The sequence below is a fragment of the Frankia sp. AgPm24 genome (assembly GCF_023243055.1).
In the GTDB taxonomy this organism is placed as follows: Bacteria; Actinomycetota; Actinomycetes; order Frankiales; family Frankiaceae; genus Frankia; species Frankia umida.
The window spans coordinates 18525-42675 of sequence record NZ_JALKFW010000190.1 but is presented as its reverse complement, the minus strand read 5'-3'; the positions used below and the strand labels follow the sequence as shown (position 1 = coordinate 42675).

Here is a 24151-nt window from a genome sequence, read left to right as displayed (position 1 = left end):
AGGCGCTGCTGCCCGCGCTCGACCACCCGCGCCTCACTCCCGCCGTCGCGGCGGCTGTGACCCGTGTCCTCACCGCCGGTCCTTAGTCGGCACGTCGGCGATGAAGATCCGGTCGAGGGAGTGGTCGAGGATCGCCAGGGCCTGCGCGGGGGTGTAGAGACCGGCCAGGAGCGGTCCCACCAGACCGTGGGTGAGCCAGAACAGCGATGCGGCCTCCTGCTCGGGGTCGAGGTCGGGGTGCAGGTGGCCGTCGCGCTGGGCGGCGCGTAGTCGTTCGGTGGTGGCGGCGAGCAGGCCTCGCAGGCCCTCGGACAGTGCCGCGGCGTAGGCCGGCGTGACGGCGGCCCGGGAGTAGAAAGCCACCGACACGGCCGCCTCGGCTCGGCTGTCCTCGCTGGTGGGCAGCAGTTCGGTGAACACCGCGCGGGCGAGGTCGCGGGGGGTGGCCTCCGGCAGATGCGCGAGCCGTGCGTGCAGGCGTGTGGCGACGCGTTCGCGCATGTGCTCGAGCGCGAACAGCAACATCTCGTCCTTGGTCCGGAAATAGTGCTGGACCATCCCCATCGACACGCCGGCCTCGGCCGCGACGTCACGCAGGCTGACCGCTTCGGCGCCGTGGCTGGCGGTCACCCGGAACACCGCCTGCGCGATGTGGCGGCGCCGTTCGAGCGGGTCCACCCGCTTGGGCATCACAACCCCCTTTGGCAATGCGAGCGCATTGCATCGGTGTCACGTCCCCCTTAGCATGTCAGTTGCATTGCCAAGGGTTCTGCCTCGTTGCACCACCTCACCGCAACGGAGACGCCGGTGACCATGTCCTTCGCCCAGCACGGCGACGTGAAGATCGCATACGAGACGTTCGGTCCACCCGACGGTGAACCACTGCTGCTGATGATGGGTCTGACCTTCCAGATGATCTGGTGGCCGGACGGTTTCTGCCGAAAGCTCGCGGACCGGGGGTTCGCCGTCGCCCGCTTCGACAACCGCGACGCGGGCCTGTCCACCCACTTCGCCGACGCGCCCGGCACGACCGGGCGGGCGCTCACCGCACGTGATGGCGGCCCGGCCTACCGCGTCGACGACATGGTCGGCGACGCGGTCGCGGTCCTCGACGACCTCGGCTGGAGTTCCGCCCATCTGCTCGGGGAGTCGCTGGGGGCCACGCTCGCGCAGCTGGTCGCGATCCACCATCCTTCCCGCGTGCGCAGTCTGGTGTCCGCGATGGCCGGTGGGACCGGCGGCGCGCTCAGTAACCTGCGCAATCTCAAGATCGGCACGTTGCTGCGGCTGGCCACCAAACGCTACGACAACACCCGCGAAGGGGACGTGCGGCGGCTGGTCGACACCTACCTGCTCATGTGTTCGCGGCGACACCCGATCGACGAGGAATGGGTGCGTGCCACCGCCGAGGCCTCCATCGACCGCGACCAAGACCCCGGCGGGACTCACCGTCAACTCGCCGCGGCCCGCACCGCCACGAACCTCCGAGCCCAGCTACGCCGGCTCCAGACACCCACCCTCGTCATCCACGGCGAGGACGACCCCTGGATTCGCCTGCGCGCCGCCCGGACCCTGGCAAAAACGATTCCCGGTGCCCGGCTGACCACCTATCCCGATATGGGACACGAGTTCCCAGAACATCTGTGGGCCACCATCGCCGCCGACGTCTGGGACAACGCACAGGCCGCTACGACCGCACCGGCCCCCGAACACACCTGAACACGGCCACTCCCGGATACCGCCACTGACCGCGGAGCGCGTCTCGGCAGGCACGCCGGACCGGGCACGAGAGGCATCACCACCCTGAGGGCCAGAACGTCGCGTCGCTTTTCGGCTCGCACCTTTCAGGCTGGTCAGCGGTCATGACGCAGGCCTTCGACATCGGTGCGGGCATAGCGACCGAATCGGCCGGGCGTTGGAGGTCCAGGGCCGTGCGCCCGGCCAGGTACTCGGCGGCCTTCTCCGAAGCGTCGGGGCGCCGGATCTCGGATGGGTAGGGTTCGTCCGTGGAACGTGCCGTCAGCTGTGACCGGAGTCGGTGCTGCCGGCGGGAAGGAGTGGTGTGTGCGCAGGTTGGTCTATTTCGTGGCGTCCACCCTCGACGGGTTCGTGGCGGGTCCCGACGGTGCCGATCCCACCGGTCCTGACGGGTTCTGGCCGGTGCCGCAGGACTATGTCGATCACCTCGTCGCCGAGTACCCGGAGACCCTGCCCGGCCCTGCCCGGCTGGCCCTGGGTGTCACCGCCCCGGGAACCCGTTTCGACACCGTCCTGGAAGGCCGGCGCAGCTACGAGGTCGGGCTGCGGGCCGGCCTGACGAACGCCTTCCCGCACCTGCGGCACCTGGTGTTCTCGCGCACTCTGACCGTGAGTCCGGACCCGGGGGTGGAGCTGGTCGCCGCCGATCCGGTCACGACGGTGCGGGAGTTGAAACAACTGGACGGGAAGGACCTCTGGCTGGTCGGTGGGGGTGAGCTCGCCGGCGTTCTTTACCCGGAGATCGACGAGCTTGTCGTCAAGCTGGGGCCGCTGACCCTCGGCACCGGCATCCCGTTGTTCTCCCGCGCCGCCGTGTTCGACCCGAGAACCTGGATGCTGGCCGACCACACTGTCCTGCAAAGCGGTGCGCTTTTCCTGACCTACCGCCGGTCGTCCTCCTAGCGGGACAGTTGCACCCACCGCCGCCCCGGGATCAGGGCAGGGTCACCGAGGGCAGTACCCGGCCGGTGCCGTCGCGGGCGAACAGCGACAGCGGCGGCTGGAGCCGCGCCTGCTCGGGCGTGTCGACCGTCCTGCGCCAGGAGAGAGGGCGAACGCACCCGTGGTACCGACGGGAACGTGGATCGCCTCCCCGCTCGGGATCACGGCGAACAGCTCCTTCACCTGCGGGGACACCCGCCCGAAGGCACGCCAGAACCAGGTCGGGTGCACCCAGTCGGCCACGACGCCATCCGTGGCGCTCGTGTTGAACACCTCGATCGGTGCCCCTGGTGGCCGGGAGAAGTCAGGGCTGCGCTCCGAGTGCCACCACCGGAGCATGGGCTTGTCGGACCAGGAGAAATCCGGCGGGCCGTCGCGGCTGACCAGCTCGACCAGGCAGGCCGCCAGACCCTGACTGTTCTGGACGAGCACCAGGGGGCCGTCGACCGCGACGAGCAACCGGCTGCCACCGTCCGACGACCCCGGGCTGCCGTTGATTCCCGGGACGCAGCGGTGGACGACCGCTGCCTCGGCGTCGGCATCGAGGTCGAGCAGCCGCTGGGTCTCGACGAAACGGAGCGTGACCGGCTTTCCCTCCGGGCCGGCGGGGAGCACGACAGGCGGGGGTCCGACCCGGCCGGTATCGCGGCCGGGTCCTCGCGGCCAGGGTCGCCGCACGCGGCCAGGGCGACGACCGCCGCGGCGACGACGGCGGACCGCCAGCGCCTGCGGCGGACGGCACGGGCGACCCGCGACCCGTGGTGGTCCACGACCCCACCCTCACCCTCGATACGTATCCGACCTCCATACAAGCCCGAACGCCGCCGACCGGTTGCCGACGGTGACGCGGCCGCTGTGTCGATCTTCTCGGGCGCGCGGCACGGGCAACTCCGCAGCCGCCGGTTGCCGTCGAAGCCAGCGGTGGCGCTGGGGCGCGTCTCGCGACCTGCCGCCTCGGCGCAGGTCATCGTCGTGCCCACGTGATCAGTTCGGCGATCAGTTGATCATATTGCCGAGGGTGTGGATCAGCCAGCGGGACACGCCGGGCGCGGCGGCGCTGACGCCTGCTTCGACGCCGGTCTCGACGCCCGCTTCGACGCCTGCCTCGGCGAGGCCGGGGCGCTCGATCGCGTGCCGTAGCACTCCGTGGGCGGCGTGCTCGGCGGTGATCGCGGCGCGTTCCCGGCGTAGGCGGGCCGTGCGGGGTTTGGCGACCCACTCCGCGAACAGGGTGCGGGTCCGCTGGTCGGCGGCCTGCCAGCCGTCCCACGCCCCGTCCGTCTCGTCCAGTGCGGTGATGAGTTCTGCTGGCAGCGGTGGTCCGGCGGCGTCATCTCCCGTGGTGGTCACCGGGTCATTGTCGGCGATCATCCACACATCCGGTAGCGGAAGGGGCGCGCACGGCGCTGACGGGTGCTGGGTGGGGCAGCACGTGAGGTCCTTGACGCCTGGCCGCTCGCTCTGAGGTGAGGCGGAGCCGGCCTCGACCGCCGAGTCGGGTGGTCGAGGCCCGCGGTCAGTGGCGGGTGCGCACGACGGCCAAGGCGATGGCATAGGACACGCCGCCGACCGCGCAGACCAGCGCCCACGGATAGCCACTGCCCCCGCGGGCCAGGTCGACGACCAGGCCACCCACGCAGAACGTTTCCATCGCCAGCGCGGACAGGGCGGTGGCGCGCAAATCGAGAGAGCGTTGCCGCTCGTCGCCGGCCACCCGCAGCAGGGCCGCGACGTCGCTGCGACCGCCGGCCACCACGAAGGCGACGACACCGATGACCACGTAGAAGACGGCCAGGACCAGCGCCAGGTCGCGGTCGCCGCCCAGCCAGGCTCCGAGCGTGATGGCGCCGCCGCCGAGGAGCAGGACGGCGGTGGTGGCCAGTCGGCCCAGCCGGTGTGTTCGTGGTGGCCGAGGCGTGCGGGTCGGTGAGGTGGTCATCGTTTGCCTCCGTCATCGTCGAGGTCGAAGAGCTGTTCGACCGGGGTGGAGAAGAAACGGGCGAGCTGGATGGCCAGCGGCAGCGACGGCAGGTATCGGCTGGTCTCGATGGCATTGATCGTCTGGCGGGACACGTGCAGCGCACCTGCCAGCTCGGCCTGCGACATCCCCCTGGCTGTTCTCAGCGCCCGGACCGAGTTCCGCATGATGTAAAGGATGCTTGACATCCAGGTGCGATGTCAAGCCTCCTTTACATGGAGGGCGAAGGTGCGATGTCGTCCTGTGGTGTCTGGCGGCATCGACGCGGCGGCCGCCGACCTTGGCGCGGGCGCCGCCGTTCCCGTCCTGGACGACGGCGCCTTCCGCGCGAGCGCTGATCGCCCGGGTCGTGGTGGGGTGTCCTTCATCCCCGAGTGAGGTGCGGAACCCGCCCTGCCGGGCCCCGGTGGCGTATCCGTCCCACCTCGCCCATGCTGTAACCGGCGGCGATCGAATCCGTGCTATAGGTGACGTCGTCGTGACGAAGTGGCCACCGTCCAGTGCCCAGCGGCGTCTCCATGAGCCGTGACCCCACGACGGGAAGCAGAACATGATCCTCAAACGGACGTTGTTGTCGAAACTCGCCCTGTTCCTCGCCATCGCCGTGGCCTTCGTGCTCCTGCCCGTCGCCGCGGCGCAGGCGCGACCCGTGGGAGGCGCCCGGGTCGACCGACCCGGCGCGGTCGTCGTGCTCCCACGGGTCTACCGGCCGGGCGTGGTCTACGGGACCGTGCCCGATACCAGTGCCTCGCCGACCTCCGGGCCGACGGTGGTCTATGTGCCGCCCCGGGTCTACACACCACCCCGGGTCTACGTGCCGCCCCGTGTCAACCAGCCGGGCGTGGGACGCCGCTGAGTACGGTGCCCGCGCACCGGTCCGTGCGGGCAGCGCCCGCCACCGCGCGCTGCCCGCACGGACCGGAAACCGAACGGTGGTTCGTCACCCCGATCGCCGAAGCGCCGCCCGTCCGGCCACCGGATGCGGCCCCGCGGGTCAGCGGATCCTCCGCCATCCGCTTGGGAGGTGATGGCGACGGCCCGGCGGACGAAGGCGTCACTGGTGAGCTGGGTGAGCATGACGTCGGCGACGTCGGCGTAGGAGACCTTGGAAGTGATATCCAGACGCGGCTTCCCGGGTCACTAGAATGATCGCGTGGACAGCGATCGTCTCCTCGCAGGGCTGGTGGTCAGACCGGCGACAGCGTCGGACGTGGCCACGCTCGGGGCCCTGAACGCCGCTGTGCAGGAGTTGCATGTCCGCGCGCAGCCGGCCGAGTTCACGGCGCCTGATGCTACGGACGTCCCACGTGAACGAGCCTCAGCGGTGCAGGGCGCGGCTGCGACCGCCGACGGCACGCCAGATCAGCAGCACCACGATGCCACCGAGGATCGACCCGACGATGCCCGCCGGCTGCAGCGCTCCCTCCCCGAAGTCCTTGTCGAACAGGACGTAGCCGAGGAAACCACCGACGAACGAGCCGATCACGCCGAGCAGGATCGTCGCGGGAACGCTCATCGGATCACGTCCGGGCACGAGCAGCCGGGCGACGGCACCCGCGATCAGACCGAGAACAATCCACGTGAGCAGAGTCCAGAGCATGACAGGGGCCTCCGACAGATTCTGATCATCGGCGCCCGGCTCGGCCGATGATCGACGACTGGATGGATCCCGAGGTACCCACCGTTTCGGCCAGTGCAAACCTGGCGTTCACCGTCTGCTGGCCGACGGCGTGGCCGGATCGTCGTGCCTTTCGCCGATGCTTGCCGGGTGCGGTCCGCGTGGCGGGTTCTCACCTGTGCGGCCCTGGTGGCCCCGCCTCGTCGTCGCGGTCCGGCAACACACCGTGGACGGGCGTGCATCTACTCCCTCGACCTGAGCCAGGAAGCGGCCGGCGCAGACCTCAGCTGTTCCCCGCGGCTCCAGTTGGCTGTGTGGACTGAAGGCTCTGGAGTCCTAGTGAGCCGATGAAGGAAAAAAAGGAATAGAGATTATAAAGGAACTGGTGGACGGGGTCGTAGCTGCCGAGATCGGGGGCCGCCGACTCGTCCTGGGTGTCCTGCGGCCAGAACCCTTCGGCTGTTCCGTTGTCGGTGATGCTGTCCGGTGCGAACGGTCCGGTGGTGGTGTTGTCGGTGATGCTGGCCGGAGTGAACGAGCCGGAGGTGGTGCTGGTGATGCTGTCCGGTGTGAAGGAGCCGGTTGTTCCATCGCCGAGGGCATCGTCTGGTGCGAACGGGGTGGTCACTCCGTCGCTCGAGCCGGTCGGACCGCCTTGGGCGTTACCCGCCCCGAACGCGCCGGTGGAGCCACCCTGGGAACCGTTCTCCTTGAAGGTTCCCGTGGACCCGCCCTGTGCATTGGCGCCCGGTCCGAACGCGTTGGTAGGACCGCCGATCGCGGTGTTCCAAACTGAAACTATCGAGATTGCCGGGACGCTCGGGAACAGTTCTTTTTCCTTGTCGTCCCATGTCCATGGCAGCGTTTCGTGCCAGCTTGGCAGGCTGTAGTCGGACGTTTGCCCCGGTATCGCTGCGTAGGTTGGAGGCGTATCGAACAGCGTGGCTATGTTGGCTCTTGCTGGCGCCGCAGACAGGATGGTGATGGCAGATATTCCACCAGTCAGCCACAAGGCGGGCAAACTTTTCCTGAGAATCATGACGTCCCCGCTCGAAACTAGGATCCAAAGCGTCTCGGCGAGAGAATAATGATTGCTTCGCTGAAACAGCCGGCCGCTGGCATCGGCGTGTTGCGGAAGATTTCAAATATACCGGTCAGGTTGGGGTAACCGGATGCTCGGTTCCGTCGTGTCGGCGAACCTTCGCGATGTTGTGGCTTTTGCCATGGTCGGTGTAGAGGCAGCCCTCCGTCTCCCGCCCGTTTCAATGTATTCCACGAAGGGAAACGGGAGGGCCGCCGTTGGCTACATACAGGGAAGGTATTTTGGTGCTACGGACAGATTAGTCGAACGAGCCGGTCGAGCCGCCCTGGGCGCCGCCGCCACCGAACGAGCCGGTCGAGCCGCCCTGGGCGCCGCCGCCACCGAACGAGCCGGTGGAGCCGCCCTGGGCGCCGCCGCCACCGAACGAGCCGGTCGAGCCGCCCTGGGCGCCGCCGGGCCCGAAGGAGCCAGTGGAGCCGCCCTGGGCGCCGCCGCGTCCGAAGGAGCCGGTCGAGCCGCCCTGGGCGCCGCCGCGTCCGAAGGAGCCGGTCGAGCCGCCCTGGGCGCCGCCGCGTCCGAAGGAGCCAGTGGAGCCGCCCTGGGCGCCGCCGCCACCGAACGAGCCAGTGGAGCCGCCCTGGGCGCCGCCGGGCCCGAAGGAGCCGGTCGAGCCGCCCTGGGCGCCGCCGCCACCGAACGAACCAGTGGAGCCGCCCTGGGCGCCACCAGGCCCGAAGACGGCGGTCGAGCCGCCTTGGGCGCCGCCGCCACCGAACGAACCGGTGGAACCGCCCTGAGCAGCCGCTTCTGCGGACTGCGTAAACATCAGTATCGCCGCTGCCGGAGCCGTGGCCAGCACCGCGCACACTCGCTTCTTCTCGAGTCGCATAATAAATACCCCTTCGCTTGTTCTCCTACTCAGACGGTGAGTTGTTGCCTTCTCCATGCAGCGATGTCACCCAGAGTGAGCAATTAATCGCTGCGAATCCCATACTGCGGTAGGTGTGTCCTGCGTGCCACTCCGCCGGATCCGCGCGGGGGGTCCCGACTGTCGAGAAAGGCCGCCCTGTGGCTTGGGCGCCAGGGGTTCTTCGTTTCTGGGATCACCGGAAATTCGACGAGTTCCCATGCTGTCGTCAGCTCGGATATTTGACTACACCCGGACTTGGGTGAAGTATGGGCTGAATATGTGAATTAACGGTTCACGAAGACCTGGAGATCGCAAAGATCCAGCAGGGTGCCGGGTCCGGCAGCGTCACCACGCCATCGACCGTGGGGAGTCGCCCGCCGCGGTGGGTCGTTCCAGCTGGGCGCGGGCAGCGGCCGCGATACGGCTCTCCGTCGCGGCTACCCGCACGTCGCCGACCACACCGTGCGCAGCGGTCGTCCTGCGCGCTGCCCCGCCCCGCTCGGGTCCAGGTCGGCCGGCGGACCGCCACGGGCCGGCCCCAGACGGACCGGACGGGTGTGGCAAATAGGACTTGTATGGGTGAATCGAATAATCAGGGCAAGGCCGACCAGCAGGTGCAGGCGGGTGAGGGTCACCCCGGCGACGAGACTGTCCGCCTGCAGCGGCCCGGTGAAGGAACTCGCGAGTGCGGCGCCGGCGATCCTCGCCCACCAGCGCCCGGCCCATCGGGTGCGCTGTTCGAGTACGGCCAGCAGCACCACAGCGGCAGCCGCAACACTGACAGGAGCCCAGGCGGCGGCGCAGGCCAGGTTGGACGCCGAGGAAGCACTGATCGCATCGCCACAGGGGAAGGCGTTCGTCACCGCGTTCCGTGCGGCGTACTCGCAGCTGTCCGAGAACCGGCTGGACAAGCGCATCGTGCGGAACGGCAGCCGGTCTGTTCGGACATCAGCGAGGCAGGTGCGGATGTGGCGCTGACGCGGTTGCCTTTGCGCCTCGCGTACCACGCGATCACGCCGGATGGCACGCAGACGAAGAAGATCTTTGATCTGGTGGTGCGGCACTTCTGTCCAGGCCGAGCATAGCCCGGACAGCGCTGCGTGACCTCGTCTGTCGGGCTTGGTCCGCGTATTACTTTGTGATCTTTTCCGGTTCCGCCTTCATTTCGGACCATGGCCTGATGGATCTTTGTGTGTGACACGCGCGGCTGGTTGATCAGGAAGAGGGTTCATCCAGCCGTATCTGCTGGTCGCTGAGTAAGGCATGATCGGGTGGCATGCGCCCTCTGGCTCTGCTCTCGCCCGCGCGCCTGTGCGGGGACGCCGGGACGTGAGCTCTATCGGTTACGCCGTCGGTCAGCGGGGCGGGTGCGGTTGGCGCCAAGTTGGTACCAGGACTACCGGGCGCTAGGGACGACTAGGCCCGACTGGAGTCCGTTTCGTCCGGCGTCGGTGCTGGCTGGGTAACGCCTGTTGGCGCTGGGTGACACTCGGTCGGAAGACCTTGACCAACGCCCGGTAGAAAGTCATCCTGGCCGCTGCCAGGCGCAACTACTGCGGTAGCAGCGACCCTATGCCGGTGCTGTCGCGCTAAGGGCTACTTTGGCAGCGGAACTGACACCACATCGGTGCCACCGGGGCCTGGTGGCGTCGGCAGCGTTCCGCGGCATCGAGCACTCGACCCGGCGTAGACCGGACGCCCCTCGCTACCGGAGGCCCTCCGGCCTCAGAGGCGGTCAGTCGGGCGACTCCTCGTCGACCACGTTGATGCCCAGGGCGCTGGCGAACAGGTGGGCCAGGGTGACCATGTCGCTGCTGGCCACCACGGCGCCGGCCATGCTTGTCACTCCGCTGGCGCCCTCCAGCGTGCAGTTGATCAGGCGGGTGCCGTCCATCCGCGCTCCGGAGAGCTGTGCGCCGCTCAGATCGCAGGTCCTGAAGGTCGCCCCCCGAAGGTCGGCGTCGTGAAAATCGGCCTGTCTGAGGTTGCAGTCGACGAACAGGGAATCCGTTGCGGTGGACGACTGGAAGCTGGAGAAGTCAAGTCGGCAGTCCCGAAAGGTCACGTCACGCAGTCGTCCGTTGGCCCAGGAAAACCCGGTCATCCTGCATGCTGTCATCTCGACGCGGACCAGGGACGAGTTCGTCGCCTGCAGGTTCGACAGGTTGGATCGCTCGGCGACGGTGTCCATCACCATGGCCCGTGAAAGCCGCGTGCCACTGAGGTCGGAGTTGGCGATACGACACTTGTCGATCTCTATCGCAGCGGAGTTCTGGTCGGAAAGATCGCTGCCGTCGAACAGGGTGTTCGTATAGATGCCGTCGTCGTCGAGTCCCGGCGCGCTGACCGCGGTGAGCGACGCTGGTACCGCAGGGGCTGCGGGCCGGCGTGTCTGGGCTTCTCGCGGTGCTCGTCTGGAACGTGTGGGGGGCATGGCGGGCAGTGTAGTGCGCCGCGAACCGGTGGCTTGCATGCGTGCACGGAACGTGAAGCGCGGTGGATGTCTCGGCTGGAGGATTCCGCCGCTTGTCGATTGTCCGTGGAGTTTCGGCAGGCGAGTCATGATCACGCTGGTCGCGTCGGCGGTCAGGGATTTGCGGATTACCTGGAAAGCGACGGGTGTGGTATCAGCAGCTGACCATGGGCGAGGGTTTTCTTGTCATTGCAGGACTGGTCTGCGAAGATGATACGGCCTGGAGTGAGAATCGTAGGGCAGTCGAGGTCGAGGTCGAGATCGCGCTTATCGGTGCCGAGGGCGACTCCGCAGAGATCTCAATGTGATATGCCGACTCGCCAGGCGGCGTAGTCGCGGGCGGCGTGAACCCATGGCCCGCCGGTCCCTTCGGTGGCTTCCCGGTAGGTCCACAGGCCGGCGACGAGTGCGGCGAACGCGGTCAGCGTGGCGCCGTCAGTCGGCCAGCCTGGACGGGTCGCTGCCCATGCTTCGGCGTCGTGCGGGGTGTGCCCAACCTGGATGAGTCGGATGACCAGGAAAGCCCGGTCGACCCAGCTGGCCGCGGCACCGGGAAAGCCCCAGTCGATCACGTGGACGTCGCCGCTGTCGTCGATGGCGAACTGGTCGGCGTGCAGGTCGGTGTGGACAAGGCGGTCGCCGCGTACGGCCTGGGATGCGAGCGAGGCCCATCCGTCCATCTGGTCGACGTCGACGCCGGTTACAACATGCGGGGCGACGGCACGCAGACGACTCCACCAGTCCCGGACACTCCACCGCTCGTGCAGGCCGCGTACCCCTGGGGCTGGCAGGGAGCTGATCCGGTCCAGCGTCTGCCCGACGACAGCGAGATCGGCCGAGCCGGGGGAGAGGTCCGCAGGCCGGCCTGACAGATATTCGAAGCCGACGATGAGCCATGGCTCGCCGTCCGCTTCGACGTCCTCGGCGAAGATCACGGCCGGGGCGACGCTGGGGGCGAGTGTTCCGGCCGTGATCTCGTTGCGCAACCAGCGCATCCGTCGGCAGATTCCGCGGACGGCCTTGACGAACACCGCCCCGCCGCGGGTGTGGACGACGGCGGCAAGGTCGTTGTTCTGACCGCCTGGCACCGCCACTACGGAGTCCACCGTGCCCAGGTGACGCCCGGCGGCCTGGCGCACCACAGCGGGAAGCGAGTCCCAGCGGTCCACCACGGTCAGATCCTCCCTCTATGGCCGCGGGATTCGGGTTTCCTCGTTCTCGTTACCGTCCTTGCCGAAGGCGGAACAGTTTCCCTCGTCCGAGCACTCGCCGTGTCGGCCCTCGACAGCGAGAGGCCACAGGTCGGCGTCGAGGGTGTATCCGGCTGCGGTGATCGCGGCCAGGGTACGCATGCGCTCAGTGGCGGTGTCGGCTGCCTCCCCGGTGGGGCCGCTGGGGATGTGGTGGATGTACCGGCCGGCGATCTGGTGGCAGAAGTCGGTGTAGTCGCGGGTGTAGAGCAGGAAGGTGTGCCAGCCGATATCGACGAGGCGGCTTGGAACCAGGCGGGCGTCCGGGGTTGCGGCGCTGGCAGCGAGGAACGCCAGCGTCTGGTCCATGATCCTGACCGCGAGGTCGCACAGCATCCCGAAGGCCCTCGTTCCCACCAGGTCGTTCCCACTGGCAGAGACCGATCCGGCCGCCTTCGTGCGCGTGATCGTGCGGCGTTCGAAGGTCTTTGGCAAGAAGCTGCACTCCGGCCTTTCCTACAGCTTCAGCAAGAACTTCGTCCAGTGGTACTCCCGTCGCCTCGCCGCCGTCTTCGGCGCGAAGGGGGCACGAGTGCTCTCGGTGTCTCCGGGCAGCTTTGACACGGCGATGGGCAAGCTCGAAGCCGACCCTGGAGCATCGGATCTCCTGAAGGTCTCGGCGATCAAGCGCTTCGGCGAGCCCGAAGAGATCGCGGCGGTGCTGGCGTTCGCGGCGAGCGAGGCTCCCGGGTATCTCACGGGCATCGACATCCTCGTCGACGGCGGCACGCGCGCCGGCCAGGAGTTCAGGTCGAAGTCGTGACGCCCGGAGAACCGATCGCGGTGCGCCCTGGCACCGAGTCATGTTCGACTCGGTGCCAGGGCCGTCCGACCTCAAGATAATCAACGCCGTTGACGTCGTCTCGCTTCATGATCATAAAAAGCCACTCGACGAGAACGGCACCTGGTGGCACCGCCCGATCGGGCGACCCGCGATGATGTCCGGGCGGCGGGACTGATGGGGTGACATGGTCTGGTCCGGCGGGTGTGTGACCTGCCCGGACGGGGGACTACGCAGTGACGGCGCAGGGGTGGGGGAGGCGGGGGATGGCGCTTGGTGCCCGGTTGGACCGGGCTCAGCGACGCCATCGCGGCCTCGGGTTCGTCATCGCCGTGCTGTACAAGTTCGCCGACGACCAGGGCGGGTACCTGGCCGCGCTGATCACGTTCTACGCGTTCCTGTCGCTGTTCCCGCTGTTGCTGCTGCTCACCACGAGCCTCGCGTTCGTCCTGAACGGCCATCACCATCTGCAGGAGCAGCTGGTGAACTCCGCGCTCGGCCAGTTCCCGATCATCGGCGACCAGCTGCGGGATGACGTGCAGGCCCTCAAGGGCAGCGGCACCGCGGTCGCGATCGGTGTGATCGGCGCGATCTTCGGCAGCCTCGGGGTGGCCCGCGCGATCGGCAACGCGCTGGACACGGTGTGGGCGGTGCCGCGACGGTCCCGACCGAACCCGTTCTTCGCCCGGCTGCGCAGCCTGAGCCTGATCGGCCTGCTGGGCCTCGGTCTCATCCTGACCACGGTCCTGTCGACCGTGACCACCGGGGCGTCGGCGTTCGGCCGGCTCGCGGCCGGGCTGCAGGCGCTCGCGGTGGTGCTGGCCATCGTGGGCAACGCGGCCCTGATCCTGGTCGGGTTCAAGGTGTTGACCGCCCGGTCCGTTCGGGTGATGGAGATCCTGCCCGGAGCGGTCTTCGCCGCCGCCGGATGGCAGGCCGTGCAGACCCTCGGTGGCTACTACATCGCCCACCAGCTGCAGGGTTCCACCCAGGTGTACGGCCTGTTCGGACTGGTCCTGGGCCTGATCACCTGGCTGTACTTCCTCGCGGTGATGATCGTGATCGCGATGGAGATCAACGCGGTGCGGGTGGACAGACTGTTCCCGCGTTCCCTGCTGTCGCCGTTCGTCGACCGTGTCGACCTCACCGACTCCGACCGTCGCGCCTACACCTCCTACGCCCAGGCCGAGCAGTTCAAAAGCTTCCAACGCGTCGACGTCACCTTCGGCGAAAAGCCCCCCACCGCCGATCCCACGACAGCCGACCCCTCCGACCCCGCTCCCTCCGACGCCGTGGCTGGGGAGTCCGTGGCCGCTGGGGAGTCCGTGGCCGTCGGGGAGTCCGTGGCCGTCGGGGAGTCCGTGGCCGTCGGGGAATCCGCTTCGTCTGAGGCCGCGGCCACCGTGCGGCCGCCTGTCCATCGATCGGATTCGTCCGGCGAGCCGGACCCGCCCGCCGCGACGAGCCAGCCGGACCCGACGGAGTCGGCTGGCTCGAAAGACGGTTAGGCCCAGCAGCCGGAATGGCCGGAATGGATGGTCAGGGTCGGGCGCGCCGACGATCGGCGAGTCGGACCGGCGAGAACAGGGCGACGGTCGGCGCGAAGAGCTCGCCCACCAGCACGGGCCACAGCCCGTCGTCGACGCCCGTTCGGGCTACGGGCACCGCCCGTGCGCGGGCAACCTCGGGCGGCGCGAATCCGCCATCGTCGACACCGACGATGATGTGCGCCCCGATCAGGGCATGCCGCAGAGCCCGTTCGGGCCAGCCGGCTCCCGGAGTCGGCTCCCCACCTTCGGCGTCCCGCGCGGACCAGGGGGATGCCCCGTCCAACCGGGGATGCCAGCCGGAGGTGTTGGCCAGCTCGGCGCGCAGGCGGATCAACGGGTGTGGGCCGCCGGTGAGTCCGGCACTCAGACGCAGTTCACCCTGCACCGACCAGCTGTCCCAGGCGACCCTGATCGGCGCGGCCCCGGGGCGCAGCACGGCACGCACATGGCGTCCGGCCGGCGCGGTCAGCCGCATGACGTGGGTCCGGCCGGCCTCCTGCGGCCCGCCGACGGCGCGTACCCGCGGCTCCCACGGATCGGGCCTGGGCGCGCTCGGATGCGGCAGCCAGCCACGTGACCAGCCGGCGGGCGGAGGCTGCGGGGCGGGGGGTCGTGCGGCGAGCAGCACCCACAGCGGTACACGTTCCTCGAGGTCATGGGGAATGTAGGCCACGCGTCGCGCCTGAGGGCGACCGCGGCCGAGTGCGCCGCCACGGACGTCCGCGAGCCATGGCGGCTGCTCGGCGCCGGGGGTGTCCGCGGGATCGTCCTCGGCCCGGGTGGTCAACTGGAGCCAGCGGACCCTGACCCGCAGCATGGTCTCCGGCTCCGCGTCGAGCAGACATTCGGTGCGCGCGGCGGCCCGCACCAGGGCATGCCCCGCTGCCTGGCCCGGTGGGGCCAGGACGCCGAGTGGCCCGTCCACCGGGTCGGCGACGAGCCGGTCGGCCTGGCCCACCCCGGCCTGGTAGATCGAGGAATCGGCGAGCGCCACAGCCCGGTCGAACTCCTGGGCCCGCTCATACGCCTGGACATCCTCGTAGGCCTGCGAGTCCGGGTAGGCCTGCGCGTCCGGGTAGGCATGGGCGTCGGGGTAGGGCTGTGCGTCCGGGTAGGGCTGTGCGTCCGGGTAGGGCTGTGCGTCGGGGTAGGGCTGACATTCCTCGTCGGCGCGAGAACCGTCGCCGACCTGGAAACCGTCGTCGGCCGAGGTCTCGCCGGCCGATCGCGGATGCTGGTACGCCCGACGGCGATCGGTCACCCGCTCCCGATCGAATGATGTTCGGGACGTCCTCATCACCCTGCTCCTTTCGGACGGGGTCACACCTCAAGGTGTGCAAACTGACCGTACGACCGGTGCCGTAGGACCACCACCTGGGACGAAGGGACGGACCTGCGTCGATCGGGCAGCATGGAAGGCGTGACGGAACGGACCGACGGTGCCCGGGGCGACGGTGAGTCGTTCGACCAGCTGTGCGCGCTGGTCGCCGCGGGGGGTGTGGTGGCCCTCAGCGGGGCGGGGATCTCCACCGACTCCGGTATCCCGGACTACCGTGGCCCGAACGGGGCACTGCGCCGCCACACCCCGATGACCTACCAGGATTTCGTCGGCCTGCCCGGCGCCCGGCACCGGTACTGGGCGCGTAGCCACGCCGGCTGGCGTCAGATCGCCGAGGCCTTCCCCAACGCGGGCCATCACGCTCTGGCCCGACTGGAGCAGGCGGGGGTCGTCACCGGTCTGATCACCCAGAACGTCGATGGTCTGCATCAGCAGGCCGGCTCGCGCAACGTCGTCGACCTGCACGGCCGGCTGTCCCGGGTGATGTGCCCCGACTGCGGTCAGCAGAGCACCCGCCGGGAACTCGACGTGCGCCTGCGGGCCGCGAACCCCGACCTCGAGGTCGCCGACGCGCCCACCAACCCGGATGGAGACGTCGCCCTTTCGGACTCCGACGTCGCCCGGTTCGTCATGGTCGGCTGCGCGACCTGCGGCGGTGAGCGCCTCGAACCCGACGTGGTCTTCTTCGGCGCGACGGTGCCCCGACCTCGGTTGGCCCGGGCGATCGCGCTGGTGGAGAGCGCGCAGGCGTTGCTGATCCTCGGCTCGTCGCTGGCGGTCATGTCGGGCTACCGGTTCGTCCTGCGGGCCGCCGAACTCGGTGTTCCGGTCGCGATCGTCAACCAGGGTCCCACCCGGGGGGACGGTCGGGCGGCGGTGCGGGTGGATGCGCCGCTGGGTAGCGTGCTGCCTCGCCTCGCCGACGCGCTGATCGAGCGGGGCACCGCTGCCCAGGCGGGATGATGGCCCGGATGGGCTGTGAGGATGGAGCCATGCCCCCCGTCCCGTCGCTACCCCCGGGCCGTCTGCCACCCGACCAGCCGGCGCCCGCGGGTCCGGCGCCCGGAGGTCCGGTGCCCGCAAAAGTCATGGGTGGAGGTGCTGTGTCCGCACGTACGACGTCCGAAGGGCCGGGGCCAGGTCCTGGGATGGGGCCGAGTTCGGGGGCGGGGCCAGGGTCGGGTCGGGGCGCGGCAGGGGATCTGATGTTTCGGGCCGCGGTCGACTCCGACGTGGAGATCGCCGCGATCGTCGATCTGGTCGAGTCGGCCTACCGGGGGGAGTCCAGCCGGGCGGGGTGGACCACCGAGGCGGACCTGCTGGCGGGCCAGCGCACCGACGTCGCCGAGGTGCGGGCGGCGGTCACCGACCCGCACAGCCTGCTCCTGCTCGCCACGGACGCAGCGGGTGAGCGGGTGGGCTGTTGCCACGTGCAGCGTCGGATCGAACCGCCGGCGCAGGCCATGGCCGGTTCGGGGGATACGGACCACAGTGGTGAGGGGGCGGTGGGCGCCTACTTCGGGATGTTCGCGGTCCGCCCGGGTCTGCAGGGAAGCGGCATCGGGGGAAGTCTGCTGGCCCGGGCCGAACAGCACGCGGTCCGCGCCTGGGCGGCGGGCTGGATGGAGATGCTGGTCATCGCCCAACGTGCTGAACTACTCGACTGGTACCAGCGGCGCGGTTACGCGCCCACGTCGGGGCGGCGGCCGTTTCCCTACGCCGACCGTCGGTTCGGCGATCCGCTGCGTCCCGACCTGTACTTCGTCGTACTGCGCCGCGGGCTCGGCTGACGGGCCTGAGTTCGACGTCGGATTCTCGCCAGCATCCGGGCGGTGCGGGGCGCAGGCTTGGAGCATGACGACGACGCGGGGCAGGGGCGTGAGCGCGACGATGACGATGGGTGGCAGGGAATCGGCCGGGGCCATGGGCGGGTCGCCGGTGGTCCACACGACCGTGTCGAGTCCGCTCGGTGACCTGCTGCTGGTGGGGGTCGAGCGTCCCGACCTACCGACCGGGTTCGCGCTGGCCAGCCTGTCCTGGCTGGTCGGCCAGCCGAAGGCGGTCCGTCCGCAGGCGATGTGGCGAGCCGCGCGGGAGCCGTTCGCACCGGTCACGGCACAACTCGAGGAGTACTTCGCCGGGCGGCGACGCACCTTCGACCTGCCCGTGTGGAGCAGCGGATCAGCGTTTCAGGAACGGGTCTGGCAGGCATTGGAGACGATTCCGTTCGGCACGACGACCACCTACGGCGCGCTGGCCGCGCGGATCGGCACCGGCCGCACCGACGCGCGTGCCATCGGCACCGCCGTCGGGGCGAATCCGCTGCTGCTGATCCGGCCCTGCCACCGGGTGATCGGCGCCGACGGGAACCTGCGCGGCTTCGCCGCGGGCCTGGACCGCAAGGACTACCTCCTGCGCCACGAGGGCGCCCTCGGCACATTCCTGGACCTGCCACCCCTCGCCCGGGCCAGCACCAGCGCCACCGCCAGCGTGTCGTGACGAGCGGGAGCCAGGATGTGGCCGGATCGGGCCAGGGGGCTGTCGGTCTGGACGCGGCGGGTGTGTACCGGGACCTGGACGCCGCCGGGTACGCCCTGACCGGGCCAGTGCTCGGTGCGCACGACTGTGCCGTCCTCGCCGCGCGCGTCGAGGACGCCACCGGGTTCCGGGCCACCGTCGACATGGCCCGCCACCGGTTCGGCGAGGGCCAGTACCGCTACTTCGATCACCCGCTACCACCCGTGGTGACCTCCCTGCGCCGCGTCTTCTACCAGGTGCTGCTGCCGGTCGCGCAGGAGTGGGCGGCGCGCCTGCGCCGCGAGGCGCCCTAGCCGGCGACCCTCGAGGACTGGCTGGCGGTGTGCGCACGGGCCGGCCAGGTGCTGCCCACACCGCTGCTGTTGCGTTACGGCGCCGGCGGCTGGAACGCGCTGCACCGCGATCTGTACGGCGACCTGGTGTTCCCGTTGCAGGTCGTGATCGGGCTCGACACGCCCGGCGTGGACTACACCGGGGGTGAGTTTCTGCTCGTCGAGCAGCGGGCGCGAGCCCAGTCGCGGGGCACGGCTCTCACCCTGCCCCGCGGCCATGCGCTGGTGTTCACCACCCGGGACCGGCCGATCCGCTCGACGCGGGGCTGGTCCGCGGCGGCGGTCCGACACGGTGTGAGCACCGTCCGATCGGGCCAGCGCCGCACCCTCGGGCTGATCTTCCACGATGCCGCCTGAGCGGCGTCGGTGTGGCGGTCAGCCCTTCACGCAGAGGACGGCGCGTAGCTCGGCGACGACGTCCACCAGGTCGGTCTGGGCGGCGATGACGCTGTCGATGTCCTTGTAGGCGGCGGGGATCTCGTCGAGGACACCGGCGTCCTTGCGGCACTCGACGCCCCGGGTCTGGGCGGCGAGGTCGGCCACGGTGAACGTGCGACGGGCCCGGTTACGGCTCATCGTCCGGCCGGCGCCGTGGCTCGCGGAGTGGAACGAGTCGGGGTTGCCGCGCCCCCGGACCAGGTAGGAGCGGGTACCCATCGAACCGGGGATAATGCCCATCTCCCCGGCCCGCGCCGAGATCGCGCCCTTGCGGGTGACCAGGACGTCGGCGCCGAAGTGGTGCTCGGCCGCGACGTAGTTGTGGTGGCAGTTCACCAGCGCGAACGTGTGGTCACCGGCGTGCGGACCGTGCTCGGGCGGGGTGGGTGTGCGCAGCATCGGCAGCTGGGCGCGCAGGGCCGTCGCCGCGGCGGTGAGCATCGCCTCGCGGTTGCGGCGGGCGTAGGTCTGCGCCCAGTCGAGGTCGTGGCGGTACGCGCGCATCTGCGGGGTGCCGGCGAGGAAGACCGCGAGGTCAGGGTCGGCCAGGCCCGCGTTGTGCTCCAACGTGCGGGCGACACCGATATGTGCCTCGGCCAGCTCCTTGCCGATGTTGCGGGAGCCGGAGTGCAGCATGATCCAGACCGCGTCGTCGGTGTCCAGGCAGAGCTCGACGAAGTGGTTGCCCGAACCCAGGGTGCCCACCTGGGCCATGGCCCGCGCCAGCCGGGCCTGGACGCGGGGGTGCAGGTCGGGGAAGGCGCTCCACAGATCGTTCTGCGCGCGGGAGTGGTCGGTCGCCTCGGTGTGGCTGCTCTTGCCGACCGGGATCGCCGCCTCGAGTGCGTGCCGCAGGCCCGCGAGGTCGTCGGGCAGGTCCGCGGCGGTGAGGTTGGTGCGGGCCGCGGCCATCCCGCAGCCGATGTCGACGCCGACGGCCGCCGGTGACACCGCGTCGCGCAGCGCGATGACGGACCCCACCGTGGCCCCGTAGCCGAGGTGGACGTCGGGCATCACGGCGACGTGGTGGTGGACGTAGGGCAGCGCGGCGACGTTGCGCAGCTGATCGAGCGCGGCCGACTCGATCTCCTCGGGCCGGCTCCACAGCCAGATCGGATGCGCGGCGTCCGCAATCGTCGCGACAGGGCTCATCAGGGCTCATCCTCTCGTGCGATCATCGTTCGGATATTCGCGTACCGGCCGGCCCGTGCCATGCGTTAACGGCTCATTTCCGCTGCCTGCCCGGAACCCGATTCACCGGGCTTCGGGCAGGGTGATTCCGACGGACTGCGCGGGTGACTCCCGGTGTCCGTCGTCCTGTTCAGGGTGCCCGAACCCCACGGGTTTCGCGAACCATTTTCGGCCGGGTCGACCGGTGTTCCGGTGGTGCGGTGTTCCGGGTCGTCGGCGTAGCCTCGGCATGAAATGTTTCGGTCAGGTTACGGGTCGGTCCGGGGGGTGGTGGGGGCCGTGCGCAGGAGATCCAGCAGCGGGCGGATCGCGGAAGGTAGTGGCTCGTCCACGTGCAGTACCGTGCGGTGGCCTGCCTGTTCGATCTCCAGCACGTACGAGAACCGATCGGCCCCACCGCGTCCAGCAGGCCGCCTGGTGGGGTTGATGTTCTGCCCTCGAGGCGTTCCCGGCCCGGCGTCGGAGGGTGCGTCCGGGGGCGGCGCGTCCGGCGATGGCGCGTCCGGCGATGGCGCGTCCGGCGATGGCGCGTCGGGGGGTGGGGTGGCGATGGCGCTGGTGGTGAGGGCGCGCAGTCGGTCGGCCGCGGGGACGGGCAGGTCGGCGGTGTCGAGCGCACGACGGATCGTCACGCCCAGGACGCCGCCGGTGCGGGTCAGTGCCACCCGCACGCGTCCCACCTGCGCCGCGGCAGTGTCCGCGGCTGGTCCGCCGATGTCCGCGGAGCTGGTGGTCGGGTCGCTGTCGGCCGGGTTGGTGCTGTTCGCGGGGCCGGTGTCCACGTTCATGGGACTATCGTCCGCCGCCTGGGCGTCGTCGTCCCGCCGCGGCGCGCAGACGCCGCCGTCCCGGTGGATAATCCGCATTCAGCGTCGACCTACATCTGTTCCGTCTTTCGGACGTTCACCGCCGGCCGCGCGTCATTTGGTTGGTTTCCGATGGTTGGACGTCCAGGTATCCATGCCGGCCGGCGGGTACGACTACGACGCGATAACAGAAGCAGCGGGAGCGTTCTCTCCGTTCCCGAATCCGCGTAGTGTCCCTAGCGGTATACCGGGCTATTTTCGATGGTTTCCGATCGTAGGACGTCCTGCGATCCACGGGTGTAGAGGTGGTCGGCATGAATGTCGTGCAACGGCCGGGGCTGACTGCCGGGCGGCCGGGGCGGCGGTCCGAGCCGGCCGCCGTCGTGACCGCGGTGACGCAGGCGTCCGCGCCCACGCAGACGGTGTCGGCGGCATCCGTGTCGGCGGGGTGCGCGCATCCGTCAGCACCGTCCGAGCTGGCCGACACCGGGATCCAGCTGCTCGCCCCCGATGGCACCCTCGTGGCCGAGCCACGGTTCGAGGTGCTCGCCGACCACGATCTGCGCCTGGAGTTCTACCGGTCGATGGTGCTCGCCCGCCGCCTGGACGCCGAGGCCACCGCGTTGCAGCGACAGGGTGAGCTGGTGCTGTGGATTCCGCTGCGCGGGCAGGAGGCGGCCCAGGTCGGATCGGCCCAGGCCGCCGGCCCGCGCGACTTCATCTTCCCCAGCTACCGCGAACACGCCGTGGCCTGGCATCGGGGCGTACCGGCCGCCGAGGTCCTGCGTCTGCTGCGTGGGGTCAGCCACGACGGTTGGGACGTCGCCGCCCACAACCTGGCGAACTACACGATCGTGCTGGCCTCGCAGACCCTGCACGCCGTCGGCTACGGCATGGGCGTCCTGCTCGACGGGGACGTCGGCACCGGCGACCCCGCGCGCGACACCGCCGTGCTGGTCTATCTCGGCGACGGGGCGATGAGTCAGGGCGACGCGAACGAGGCGTTCGTCTGGGCGGCCAGCTTCGGCGCTCCGGTCGTCTTCCTGTGCCAGAACAACCAGTGGGCGATCTCGACGCCGAGTCGTCGCCAGTCACCGGTGCCGCTGGCCCGCCGCGCCGACGGCTTCGGCTTCCCCGGCCTGCGGGTCGACGGTAACGACGTGCTCGCCATGCACGCCGCGACGAGCTGGGCGCTGGCCCACGCCCGCGGCGGCGGCGGCCCGGTGCTCATCGAGGCCAACACCTACCGGATGGCCCCGCACACCACGTCCGACGACGCCACCCGCTACCAGCCGGCGGACGAGGTCGCCGCCTGGGCGGCCCGCGACCCGATCGAACGGCTGCGCCGACTGCTCGCCACGGACGTCGACGCCGCCTGGTTCGACGAGATCGACGACCAGGCCGCCACCGCCGCCACCGAGCTGCGCCGCGACTGCCTCGCCCTCGACCCGCCGGAGCCCTCCAGCATGCTCGGCCACGTCTACGCCGAGGAGACCGCCGACGAACGTGACCAGCGCACCTGGTTCAACGCCTACCGCGACTCCTTCCTGTGACCCGATGACCTCCGGTGGTCGATGCTGGTGTCGTGACCAGATCTGACGAGCAGACCAGCACCGAGGATCATCGTGCCGGCGGCGCCGCTGCCAGCTCCATCCCCGTCCCCACCGCCGTGGACGGGGCGCGGGCGACGTTCGCCTCCCTCAATCCGGCCACCGGCGAGGTCGTCGGGCACTTCCCCGTTTACGACGACGCCGCGGTCGCGGCCGTGGTCGCCGCCGCCCGCGCCGCCGCACCCTGGTGGGTGGGCCTTGGCCCCGCCGGGCGCCGCGAACGTCTGCTGCGCTGGGCGACGCTGCTGGTACGCGACGACCGTGACCTCGTCGATCTGCTGCACGCCGAGAACGGCAAGACCGCCGCCGACGCCCGCCTCGAGCTGCTGCTGGTGCTCGAGCACATCCGCTGGGCGGCCCGCCACGCGGGACGGGTCCTGCGCTCCCGCCGGGTCCTGCCCGGACCCTTCCTCGCCGACCACACCGCCCGCGTGGACTATCTGCCCCTGGGCGTCGTCGGCGTGATCGGGCCCTGGAACTACCCGCTGTTCACCCCGATCGGGTCGATCGCCTACGCCCTGGCCGCGGGCAACGCGGTGGTGTTCAAGCCCAGCGAGTACACCCCCGCCCTGGGCACCCGCCTGGCCACCACCTTCGCCGCCGCCAACCCGGACGGCCCCGCCGGCCTCTTCGGCGTCGTCACCGGTCTCGGCGCCACCGGCGCGGCCCTGTGCACCGCCGGCGTCGACAAGATCGCCTTCACCGGCTCCGCGCGCACCGGACGTGCCGTGATGGCCGCCTGCGCCACCCGGCTGACCCCGCTCATCATGGAATGCGGCGCCAAGGATCCCCTGCTCGTCGCCGACGACGCCGATGTGACCGCCGCCGCGCGGGCGACCGCCTGGGGTGCGATGGCCAACGCCGGGCAGACCTGCGTCGGCGTCGAACGCGTCTACGTCACCGCCTCCGTAGCCGCGCCCTATCTGAACGCCCTGTGCCGGGCCCTCGACGGCATCCACCCCGGGACCACCCCGGATGCCTCCTACGGTCCGATGACGATGCCCGGCCAGCTCGACGTGGTGCGCCGCCAGGTCGACGACGCGCTCGCCCGTGGCGCCACCGCCCTGGTCGGCGGCTCCCCGGCGGTGGGGGAGCGGGCCATCGCACCGATCGTGCTCGTCGACGTCCCCGACGACGCCGAGGTCATGCGGGACGAGACGTTCGGCCCGGTCGTCACCGTGCGCACCGTCACCGACATCGACGAGGCCGTCGACCTCGCCAACGACACCGCCTACGGCCTGGGCGCCACGGTCTTCTCCCGCCACCACGGCGACGAGATCGCCGCCCGGCTGAACACCGGCATGGTCACCGTCAACGCCGTGCAGTCCTTCGCCGGCATCCCCGCCCTGCCCTTCGGGGGACGCGGTGAGAGCGGTTTCGGTCGGGTGCATGGCGCGGACGGGCTACGCGAGTTCGTCCGTCCCCGCTCGGTGGCCACCCGGCGACTGGCGCTGCCCGGCACCACCCTGACCACCTTCCACCGCCCACCCGGCCTCCTCGCCGCCGTCACCCGCCTGGTCCGCCTACGCCACGGCCGCGCCACCACCCCGTCCGACTAGTCCGTCCGACCAGTCCGGTATCGGGGCCCGGGTCGA

General features: G+C 70.1%; 26 protein-coding genes and 1 pseudogene. 12 read left to right on the top strand and 15 right to left on the bottom strand.

What is annotated here, in order from left to right:
* Window positions 1-69: 69 nt before the first annotated feature.
* Window positions 70-690 (bottom strand): TetR/AcrR family transcriptional regulator, encoded by a 621-nt coding sequence (locus MXD61_RS15125; RefSeq protein ID WP_248813806.1) that lies wholly within the window; start codon window positions 688-690, stop codon window positions 70-72.
* A 123-nt stretch (window positions 691-813) separates the two neighbouring features.
* On the opposite strand from MXD61_RS15125, the gene MXD61_RS15120 reads away from it, so the two are divergent.
* Window positions 814-1719: an alpha/beta fold hydrolase gene (locus tag MXD61_RS15120; RefSeq protein ID WP_248813817.1), complete on the top strand. Its 906-nt coding sequence runs from the start codon at window positions 814-816 to the stop codon at window positions 1717-1719.
* Between the two features lie 345 nt (window positions 1720-2064).
* Window positions 2065-2661: a dihydrofolate reductase family protein gene (locus MXD61_RS15115; RefSeq protein WP_248813803.1), complete on the top strand. Its 597-nt coding sequence runs from the start codon at window positions 2065-2067 to the stop codon at window positions 2659-2661.
* A 42-nt stretch (window positions 2662-2703) separates the two neighbouring features.
* Here MXD61_RS15115 and MXD61_RS15110 read toward each other — a convergent pair whose 3' ends face one another.
* The 4 genes from MXD61_RS15110 to MXD61_RS15095 all read right to left on the bottom strand — a co-directional run bounded on the left by MXD61_RS15110 (window position 2704) and on the right by MXD61_RS15095 (window position 4845).
* Window positions 2704-3315, bottom strand: coding sequence for a hypothetical protein (locus MXD61_RS15110; protein ID WP_248813802.1), 612 nt, complete (start codon window positions 3313-3315; stop codon window positions 2704-2706).
* Between the two features lie 381 nt (window positions 3316-3696).
* On the bottom strand, window positions 3697-4050 hold the full coding sequence (locus tag MXD61_RS15105; RefSeq protein ID WP_248813800.1) for a YdeI/OmpD-associated family protein: 354 nt from the start codon (window positions 4048-4050) through the stop codon (window positions 3697-3699).
* A 166-nt stretch (window positions 4051-4216) separates the two neighbouring features.
* The gene (locus MXD61_RS15100) at window positions 4217-4639 is read right to left on the bottom strand and encodes a hypothetical protein (RefSeq protein WP_248813798.1); all 423 of its coding nucleotides are present in this window, start codon (window positions 4637-4639) and stop codon (window positions 4217-4219) included.
* A complete protein-coding gene (locus MXD61_RS15095) occupies window positions 4636-4845 on the bottom strand; it encodes a helix-turn-helix transcriptional regulator (RefSeq protein WP_248813797.1) in 210 nt (69 codons plus the stop codon). The genes MXD61_RS15100 and MXD61_RS15095 overlap by 4 nt, the downstream gene beginning before the upstream one ends.
* A 79-nt stretch (window positions 4846-4924) precedes the next feature.
* Here MXD61_RS15095 and MXD61_RS28115 point away from each other — a divergent pair, with 79 nt between their 5' ends.
* Together MXD61_RS28115 and MXD61_RS15090 are read left to right on the top strand one after the other, a co-directional pair.
* Window positions 4925-5056: a hypothetical protein gene (locus tag MXD61_RS28115; RefSeq protein ID WP_285223277.1), complete on the top strand. Its 132-nt coding sequence runs from the start codon at window positions 4925-4927 to the stop codon at window positions 5054-5056.
* 172 nt (window positions 5057-5228) lie between these two features.
* On the top strand, window positions 5229-5534 hold the full coding sequence (locus MXD61_RS15090) for a hypothetical protein (protein WP_248813796.1): 306 nt from the start codon (window positions 5229-5231) through the stop codon (window positions 5532-5534).
* 462 nt (window positions 5535-5996) lie between these two features.
* Here the strand turns inward: MXD61_RS15090 and MXD61_RS15085 are convergent, their stop codons facing one another.
* From MXD61_RS15085 to MXD61_RS15055, 7 genes are all read right to left on the bottom strand, one after another.
* A complete protein-coding gene (locus MXD61_RS15085) occupies window positions 5997-6278 on the bottom strand; it encodes a GlsB/YeaQ/YmgE family stress response membrane protein (RefSeq protein ID WP_248813795.1) in 282 nt (93 codons plus the stop codon).
* A gap of 301 nt (window positions 6279-6579) precedes the next feature.
* Window positions 6580-7335, bottom strand: coding sequence for a hypothetical protein (locus MXD61_RS15080; RefSeq protein ID WP_248813794.1), 756 nt, complete (start codon window positions 7333-7335; stop codon window positions 6580-6582).
* A gap of 301 nt (window positions 7336-7636) precedes the next feature.
* On the bottom strand, window positions 7637-8164 hold the full coding sequence (locus MXD61_RS28110) for a hypothetical protein (protein WP_285223276.1): 528 nt from the start codon (window positions 8162-8164) through the stop codon (window positions 7637-7639).
* A gap of 521 nt (window positions 8165-8685) precedes the next feature.
* Window positions 8686-9165 (bottom strand): DUF6069 family protein, encoded by a 480-nt coding sequence (locus MXD61_RS15070; RefSeq protein WP_248813792.1) that lies wholly within the window; start codon window positions 9163-9165, stop codon window positions 8686-8688.
* 818 nt (window positions 9166-9983) lie between these two features.
* A complete protein-coding gene (locus MXD61_RS15065; RefSeq protein ID WP_248813815.1) occupies window positions 9984-10811 on the bottom strand; it encodes a pentapeptide repeat-containing protein in 828 nt (275 codons plus the stop codon).
* Between the two features lie 209 nt (window positions 10812-11020).
* Complete coding sequence (locus tag MXD61_RS15060) at window positions 11021-11893, bottom strand: hypothetical protein (protein ID WP_248813790.1); 873 nt, start codon at window positions 11891-11893, stop codon at window positions 11021-11023.
* A 15-nt stretch (window positions 11894-11908) separates the two neighbouring features.
* Window positions 11909-12280, bottom strand: coding sequence for a hypothetical protein (locus MXD61_RS15055; RefSeq protein ID WP_248813788.1), 372 nt, complete (start codon window positions 12278-12280; stop codon window positions 11909-11911).
* On the opposite strand from MXD61_RS15055, the gene MXD61_RS15050 reads away from it, so the two are divergent.
* Together MXD61_RS15050 and MXD61_RS15045 are read left to right on the top strand one after the other, a co-directional pair.
* Window positions 12279-12734, top strand: a complete 456-nt coding sequence (locus tag MXD61_RS15050; RefSeq protein ID WP_248813786.1) for an SDR family oxidoreductase — start codon at window positions 12279-12281, stop codon at window positions 12732-12734. The two genes, MXD61_RS15055 and MXD61_RS15050, sit on opposite strands and share 2 nt — an antisense overlap.
* A gap of 284 nt (window positions 12735-13018) precedes the next feature.
* Complete coding sequence (locus tag MXD61_RS15045) at window positions 13019-14260, top strand: YhjD/YihY/BrkB family envelope integrity protein (protein ID WP_248813785.1); 1242 nt, start codon at window positions 13019-13021, stop codon at window positions 14258-14260.
* Window positions 14261-14291: 31 nt separating this feature from the next.
* Here MXD61_RS15045 and MXD61_RS15040 read toward each other — a convergent pair whose 3' ends face one another.
* Window positions 14292-15563, bottom strand: a complete 1272-nt coding sequence (locus MXD61_RS15040) for a hypothetical protein (protein WP_248813784.1) — start codon at window positions 15561-15563, stop codon at window positions 14292-14294.
* Between the two features lie 150 nt (window positions 15564-15713).
* Between MXD61_RS15040 and MXD61_RS15035 the strand changes: the two genes are divergently transcribed.
* The 4 genes and pseudogenes from MXD61_RS15035 to MXD61_RS15020 all read left to right on the top strand — a co-directional run bounded on the left by MXD61_RS15035 (window position 15714) and on the right by MXD61_RS15020 (window position 18868).
* Window positions 15714-16604, top strand: a complete 891-nt coding sequence (locus MXD61_RS15035; protein WP_374628984.1) for an NAD-dependent protein deacetylase — start codon at window positions 15714-15716, stop codon at window positions 16602-16604.
* A 242-nt stretch (window positions 16605-16846) separates the two neighbouring features.
* The gene (locus MXD61_RS15030; RefSeq protein ID WP_248813782.1) at window positions 16847-17431 is read left to right on the top strand and encodes a GNAT family N-acetyltransferase; all 585 of its coding nucleotides are present in this window, start codon (window positions 16847-16849) and stop codon (window positions 17429-17431) included.
* A gap of 64 nt (window positions 17432-17495) precedes the next feature.
* Window positions 17496-18140 carry a methylated-DNA--[protein]-cysteine S-methyltransferase gene (locus MXD61_RS15025; protein ID WP_248813781.1) on the top strand — a complete coding sequence of 215 codons (645 nt, stop codon included), beginning with the start codon at window positions 17496-17498 and terminating at the stop codon, window positions 18138-18140.
* A gap of 17 nt (window positions 18141-18157) precedes the next feature.
* Window positions 18158-18868: pseudogene (locus tag MXD61_RS15020) on the top strand (2OG-Fe(II) oxygenase).
* Window positions 18869-18886: 18 nt separating this feature from the next.
* On the opposite strand, the gene MXD61_RS15015 reads toward MXD61_RS15020, so the two are convergent.
* Together MXD61_RS15015 and MXD61_RS15010 are read right to left on the bottom strand one after the other, a co-directional pair.
* Window positions 18887-20101 (bottom strand): RtcB family protein, encoded by a 1215-nt coding sequence (locus MXD61_RS15015; RefSeq protein WP_248813780.1) that lies wholly within the window; start codon window positions 20099-20101, stop codon window positions 18887-18889.
* Window positions 20102-20388: 287 nt separating this feature from the next.
* Window positions 20389-20928 (bottom strand): protealysin inhibitor emfourin, encoded by a 540-nt coding sequence (locus tag MXD61_RS15010; protein ID WP_248813777.1) that lies wholly within the window; start codon window positions 20926-20928, stop codon window positions 20389-20391.
* 332 nt (window positions 20929-21260) lie between these two features.
* Between MXD61_RS15010 and MXD61_RS15005 the strand changes: the two genes are divergently transcribed.
* The gene (locus tag MXD61_RS15005) at window positions 21261-22499 is read left to right on the top strand and encodes a thiamine pyrophosphate-dependent enzyme (RefSeq protein ID WP_248813775.1); all 1239 of its coding nucleotides are present in this window, start codon (window positions 21261-21263) and stop codon (window positions 22497-22499) included.
* Between the two features lie 32 nt (window positions 22500-22531).
* Window positions 22532-24115: an aldehyde dehydrogenase family protein gene (locus MXD61_RS15000; RefSeq protein WP_374628980.1), complete on the top strand. Its 1584-nt coding sequence runs from the start codon at window positions 22532-22534 to the stop codon at window positions 24113-24115.
* Window positions 24116-24151 lie beyond the last annotated feature (36 nt).

Bases quoted from the DNA above. Each gene is read 5' to 3' on its own strand.
- MXD61_RS15125 (WP_248813806.1), bottom strand. From the start codon at position 690: ATGCCCAAGCGGGTGGACCCGCTCGAACGGCGCCGCCACATCGCGCAG.
- MXD61_RS15120 (WP_248813817.1), top strand. From the start codon at position 814: ATGTCCTTCGCCCAGCACGGCGACGTGAAGATCGCATACGAGACGTTC.
- MXD61_RS15100 (WP_248813798.1), bottom strand. From the start codon at position 4,639: ATGACCACCTCACCGACCCGCACGCCTCGGCCACCACGAACACACCGG.
- MXD61_RS15095 (WP_248813797.1), bottom strand. From the start codon at position 4,845: ATGCGGAACTCGGTCCGGGCGCTGAGAACAGCCAGGGGGATGTCGCAG.
- MXD61_RS15090 (WP_248813796.1), top strand. From the start codon at position 5,229: ATGATCCTCAAACGGACGTTGTTGTCGAAACTCGCCCTGTTCCTCGCC.
- MXD61_RS15085 (WP_248813795.1), bottom strand. From the start codon at position 6,278: ATGCTCTGGACTCTGCTCACGTGGATTGTTCTCGGTCTGATCGCGGGT.
- MXD61_RS15080 (WP_248813794.1), bottom strand. From the start codon at position 7,335: ATGATTCTCAGGAAAAGTTTGCCCGCCTTGTGGCTGACTGGTGGAATA.
- MXD61_RS28110 (WP_285223276.1), bottom strand. From the start codon at position 8,164: ATGTTTACGCAGTCCGCAGAAGCGGCTGCTCAGGGCGGTTCCACCGGT.
- MXD61_RS15070 (WP_248813792.1), bottom strand. From the start codon at position 9,165: ATGCGCTTGTCCAGCCGGTTCTCGGACAGCTGCGAGTACGCCGCACGG.
- MXD61_RS15065 (WP_248813815.1), bottom strand. From the start codon at position 10,811: ATGACTCGCCTGCCGAAACTCCACGGACAATCGACAAGCGGCGGAATC.
- MXD61_RS15050 (WP_248813786.1), top strand. From the start codon at position 12,279: ATGATCCTGACCGCGAGGTCGCACAGCATCCCGAAGGCCCTCGTTCCC.
- MXD61_RS15055 (WP_248813788.1), bottom strand. From the start codon at position 12,280: ATGGACCAGACGCTGGCGTTCCTCGCTGCCAGCGCCGCAACCCCGGAC.
- MXD61_RS15045 (WP_248813785.1), top strand. From the start codon at position 13,019: ATGGCGCTTGGTGCCCGGTTGGACCGGGCTCAGCGACGCCATCGCGGC.
- MXD61_RS15035 (WP_374628984.1), top strand. From the start codon at position 15,714: ATGGAAGGCGTGACGGAACGGACCGACGGTGCCCGGGGCGACGGTGAG.
- MXD61_RS15030 (WP_248813782.1), top strand. From the start codon at position 16,847: ATGTTTCGGGCCGCGGTCGACTCCGACGTGGAGATCGCCGCGATCGTC.
- MXD61_RS15025 (WP_248813781.1), top strand. From the start codon at position 17,496: ATGACGACGACGCGGGGCAGGGGCGTGAGCGCGACGATGACGATGGGT.
- MXD61_RS15015 (WP_248813780.1), bottom strand. From the start codon at position 20,101: ATGAGCCCTGTCGCGACGATTGCGGACGCCGCGCATCCGATCTGGCTG.
- MXD61_RS15010 (WP_248813777.1), bottom strand. From the start codon at position 20,928: ATGAACGTGGACACCGGCCCCGCGAACAGCACCAACCCGGCCGACAGC.
- MXD61_RS15005 (WP_248813775.1), top strand. From the start codon at position 21,261: ATGAATGTCGTGCAACGGCCGGGGCTGACTGCCGGGCGGCCGGGGCGG.